The sequence below is a fragment of the Kitasatospora putterlickiae genome (assembly GCF_039527695.1).
Taxonomy (GTDB): Bacteria; Actinomycetota; Actinomycetes; order Streptomycetales; family Streptomycetaceae; genus Kitasatospora; species Kitasatospora putterlickiae.
On the sequence record NZ_BAAAKJ010000018.1, the window covers coordinates 18,125 to 21,406 of the forward strand.

Annotated in this window: 7 protein-coding genes; 3 read left to right on the forward strand and 4 right to left on the reverse strand. The window is 66.0% G+C overall.

The features are described 5' to 3' along the window. Window positions 1-151: 151 nt before the first annotated feature. The 4 genes from ABD308_RS01930 to ABD308_RS01945 all read right to left on the reverse strand — a co-directional run bounded on the left by ABD308_RS01930 (window position 152) and on the right by ABD308_RS01945 (window position 2,347). The gene (locus ABD308_RS01930) at window positions 152-496 is read right to left on the reverse strand and encodes a hypothetical protein (protein ID WP_344324467.1); all 345 of its coding nucleotides are present in this window, start codon (window positions 494-496) and stop codon (window positions 152-154) included. Window positions 497-771: 275 nt separating this feature from the next. Next, window positions 772-966: a DUF397 domain-containing protein gene (locus ABD308_RS01935; RefSeq protein WP_344324470.1), complete on the reverse strand. Its 195-nt coding sequence runs from the start codon at window positions 964-966 to the stop codon at window positions 772-774. Window positions 967-1,059: 93 nt separating this feature from the next. After that, the gene (locus tag ABD308_RS01940; protein ID WP_344324473.1) at window positions 1,060-1,254 is read right to left on the reverse strand and encodes a DUF397 domain-containing protein; all 195 of its coding nucleotides are present in this window, start codon (window positions 1,252-1,254) and stop codon (window positions 1,060-1,062) included. Further along, window positions 1,247-2,347 (reverse strand): helix-turn-helix domain-containing protein, encoded by a 1,101-nt coding sequence (locus tag ABD308_RS01945; RefSeq protein ID WP_344324500.1) that lies wholly within the window; start codon window positions 2,345-2,347, stop codon window positions 1,247-1,249. The genes ABD308_RS01940 and ABD308_RS01945 overlap by 8 nt, the downstream gene beginning before the upstream one ends. A 92-nt stretch (window positions 2,348-2,439) precedes the next feature. Between ABD308_RS01945 and ABD308_RS01950 the strand changes: the two genes are divergently transcribed. The 3 genes from ABD308_RS01950 to ABD308_RS01960 are packed head-to-tail and all read left to right on the forward strand — an operon-like array spanning window position 2,440 to window position 3,277. Then, entirely contained in the window at window positions 2,440-2,808 is a 369-nt protein-coding gene (locus tag ABD308_RS01950; RefSeq protein ID WP_344324476.1) for an ATP-binding protein, read from the forward strand. Then, window positions 2,805-3,050: a hypothetical protein gene (locus tag ABD308_RS01955; protein ID WP_344324479.1), complete on the forward strand. Its 246-nt coding sequence runs from the start codon at window positions 2,805-2,807 to the stop codon at window positions 3,048-3,050. The genes ABD308_RS01950 and ABD308_RS01955 overlap by 4 nt, the downstream gene beginning before the upstream one ends. Further along, complete coding sequence (locus ABD308_RS01960) at window positions 3,038-3,277, forward strand: hypothetical protein (protein ID WP_344324482.1); 240 nt, start codon at window positions 3,038-3,040, stop codon at window positions 3,275-3,277. The genes ABD308_RS01955 and ABD308_RS01960 overlap by 13 nt, the downstream gene beginning before the upstream one ends. The last annotated feature ends 5 nt before the right edge of the window (window positions 3,278-3,282 follow it).

The window sequence follows — 3,282 nt, forward strand, 5'->3', positions numbered from 1 at the left end:
CACCACTCCTTGTCGAAGACGGGTCGTCCCAGCGAGCCCGTCCCACGCCATCCACGCTGCGGCCCAGCGCTCGGCCTTGTTCCGGGTCAGCCGGCCCTCGACGAGGGCAACGAGACGATCTTCGATTTCGTCAAGAGTCGGACGAGAGGTGTCATCCATGCCCCCGACCGTACAGGCGGGGCGAAGTCGTCTGATGCGGGCCGGTGATGGTGAAGCTGCTTCCGTTGCGTGCGCCGAGTTGTGCCGTCAGCCGTACGTGGGGGGTCTGGTTGTCGAGGACGATCTCGCGCCGGGCGATTGCCAACTGGGCGGCGCGCTGGCCGCGGTAGCGGAATGCCACAGAGATCTGGTGAGCGCCGCTCTTTAGGTTGAACTCCGTCTCTCCCCAGGTGGTTTCGTTCTCGATGCCGTCTATGGTAACCACTGGTTTGGTGAACGCCAGGTGGAATGGCTTGGCCACCAGTGCCGGGCGTATGGTCAGGATCAATGTGGCCATCATTGCCTCTTTGTGGAAGGTTGTTGGCTTGCCCGCCCCGTTCGGCCGGATCAGGACATGACCCCCCGCGTTTTAGCGGAGTTCGGGATTCCGAATGACGGTCCTTCCTCGGTATCCCGCAGTGGCATCGTGCACCATCAGTTCGGTCACCGAACCAATCTAAGGCATCTGACTGACCGTCACGCTGACTTCGTGCAGAGCCGCTGCTGAGCAGCGCCCGGGCGGGCTGCGTTGCGCGGCCGCCCTCGCTCCGCAGAGCGAGGGCGGCCGTGGTGTCAGCTGGCGTGGTGGTCGAACTCGCCCGCCTTGGTGGCTTGGAGGAGTGCGGCGAACGCGGCGGAGGTGGTGCGGACGATGGTGTTGCCGTCGTCGGACTCGCGGAGTTCGATCAGACCGCTCGCCGAGCGAACCTCGAAGCATTCGTTGTGTGCTGCGCAGTAACTCGACTTCTGCCAGGTAGGACTAACCATGGGTAGCCTCCATTCGTGGCCATCTGAATCGCATCGATGGGCTGCTGCGCTCTGAAGTGGCCCTCGCTCCGCAGAGCGAGGGCCACCGCCGTGTCAGCTGGCGTGGTGGTCGAACTCGCCGGCCTTGGTGGCTTGGAGGAGTGCGGCGAACGTGGCGGACGTGGTTCGGACGATGGTGTTGCCGTCGTCGGACTCGCGGAGTTCGATCCCCTCGTTAGTGGTGCGCACCTCCACACACTCGTCATTCGCGCCGGAGTAGCTGGACTTCTGCCAAGCAGAGCTACGCATGCTTGCTTTCCACTTCCTTCTTGATGGACTCGATGAAGCCTCGGGAGTCCTCCTTCGAGAGGGCGTACGAGTCGAATCGAGCGAGCAGAGATCGGAACTTCGCCGTGTGGGACGGGGCGTCGAAGATTCGAATACCGAGGCCCGTGTCCATCTGTGCGGTGTCCAACTCGGGGATCGGTCCGTCGGCGTAGGTGAAGTTCTCGTTGGAGCTCGGCATGGCGTCGACCTCGAACGGGATGACCCGGATGGAGATGGTCGGCTGTTCGGAGTCCTCGATGAGAGCGCTGAGTTGCTCGGTGAGGACGGCCGGGCCGCTGAACTTCATGCGTAGCGCTGCTTCATGGACGAACGCCGTGTACGGCGTTGTACCGGATCGGACGATGCGCTGCCGCTGCATGCGGAAGGCTGTTCTGAGATCGACTTCGTGGCGCGGCAGGGGTGGGAAGGTTTCGGCGAAGACGGCAGCGGCGTAGCGGCCGGTCTGGAGGAGCCCGGGAACGAAGGCCATCGTGAACGTGGTGAGCCGCCGAGCATGGCTCTCGAACTCCGCGACATCGACGAAGTCCGTCGAAATGACTCCTCGATACTCCTCCCACCACCCGGGCTTCTCTCGCTCCGTGATGATGTTCGCGAGTGCAGTGATCAAGGGCTCGTTCGCGCACATGCACGTGGCGGCGACCGTGCGCAGGCGCTCCACACTGATGCCGATCTTCCCGGCTTCCATCTGCGTCACCTGGGCGGGGTTCATCCCGACGGCGCGACCCAGCTCGCTGCCGCCGAAGCCGGCCTGCTCGCGCATTCTTCGCAGCTCTGCCCCGAGTCGCCGCTGACGGAGTGTGGGGTTCGTGCGTGGAGCCATGGCTTCCTTCCGGGCGGGTTCGATCCCAAGTCTGCCGCGCGGTCGATCAGTCGGTCCATCCAGGGGCGGTCGGCAACACGATAGAGGGAACATCTCGCATCTGGGAAAAACTTGCTCTCGCTCTGGACTATGGTCAATGTCACGCCGATCCGACGGGTCGTCAGTAACGCCTGTCTCCCTGGGCAGTAGGCGCATGCTGCCCATTTCGCACCGCAGAGCAGCCACACGTGGCATCACCAGCCCCGCCCTGTCCTGGCTCACGGCGACATCTCCGTCGACCGATCGACGACGAACCCCTCTGCACAACCCCCATCCGGAGGTCCCTCATGCGTGCCTTCAACCCGCCCGACTGCTCCACGGTCCGCGCCGAGCTCCGCTCCATCCTCCACGCCGCCGACTGGGCGCCGGGCATCATCGACGACGCCGAACTCGCGTTCCACGAGCTGTACATCAACGCCTGGCAGCACGGGGGCGCGCTGGCGCCGCCCGTCCTGGTCTCCCTCCGACCCCGCACCCTCCGGGTCTCGGTCTGCGACGACTGCCCCGACCTCCTCCCCGAGCCCCGAACGCCCGCCGACCCCTACGCCCTCTCCGGCCGGGGCCTCCACCTCGTCCAGGCCCTCACCCACCGCTTCGGCACCACCCCGACCAAGACCGGCAAGGTCATCTGGTTCGAGCTGGACGCCGCCGCGTGAACGGCCCCCTCACCCCCCACGACACCTACCTCCGCACGTACACCGAGCCCGAGGTCACCGCCCTCCTCCGCGAACTCCACCAGCTCGGAGAGCCGTTCGGCATCCAGTGGGACTCCGCCGCCGTCAACGGCACCACCATCGACGGCCGCCTCCTCATCTCCTTCGGCGACACCTCCCTCGCCACCCTCCTCAACCTCCTCCACGTCCTCCGCGAGAGGGGTGACCGGCCGTGGGAGTCGTGATTCCCCTCCTCAACGCCACCACGTACGTCGAGCGGACCACCGTCGCCTACCTCTCCGCCGAGGCTGCCCCGGACGCGGCCGTGCAGCTCCGGGCGGCGGTCGACCTCGACATCCACATCGGCCCGGGCGAGGAGCTCGCCCTCGCCCTCACCCACCATCAGGCCGAGGAACTGCTCCACAGCCTCGCCGCCCGCCTCGGCCACCGGGTCATCGGGGTTCGGCGATGAGTCTC

What these genes read in the sequence shown, in the direction of transcription:
- ABD308_RS01930 (WP_344324467.1), bottom strand. Translation starts at nt 496, where the DNA reads ATGGCCACATTGATCCTGACCATACGCCCGGCACTGGTGGCCAAGCCA.
- ABD308_RS01950 (WP_344324476.1), top strand. Translation starts at nt 2,440, where the DNA reads ATGCGTGCCTTCAACCCGCCCGACTGCTCCACGGTCCGCGCCGAGCTC.
- ABD308_RS01940 (WP_344324473.1), bottom strand. Translation starts at nt 1,254, where the DNA reads ATGCGTAGCTCTGCTTGGCAGAAGTCCAGCTACTCCGGCGCGAATGAC.
- ABD308_RS01945 (WP_344324500.1), bottom strand. Translation starts at nt 2,347, where the DNA reads ATGCCACGTGTGGCTGCTCTGCGGTGCGAAATGGGCAGCATGCGCCTA.
- ABD308_RS01935 (WP_344324470.1), bottom strand. Translation starts at nt 966, where the DNA reads ATGGTTAGTCCTACCTGGCAGAAGTCGAGTTACTGCGCAGCACACAAC.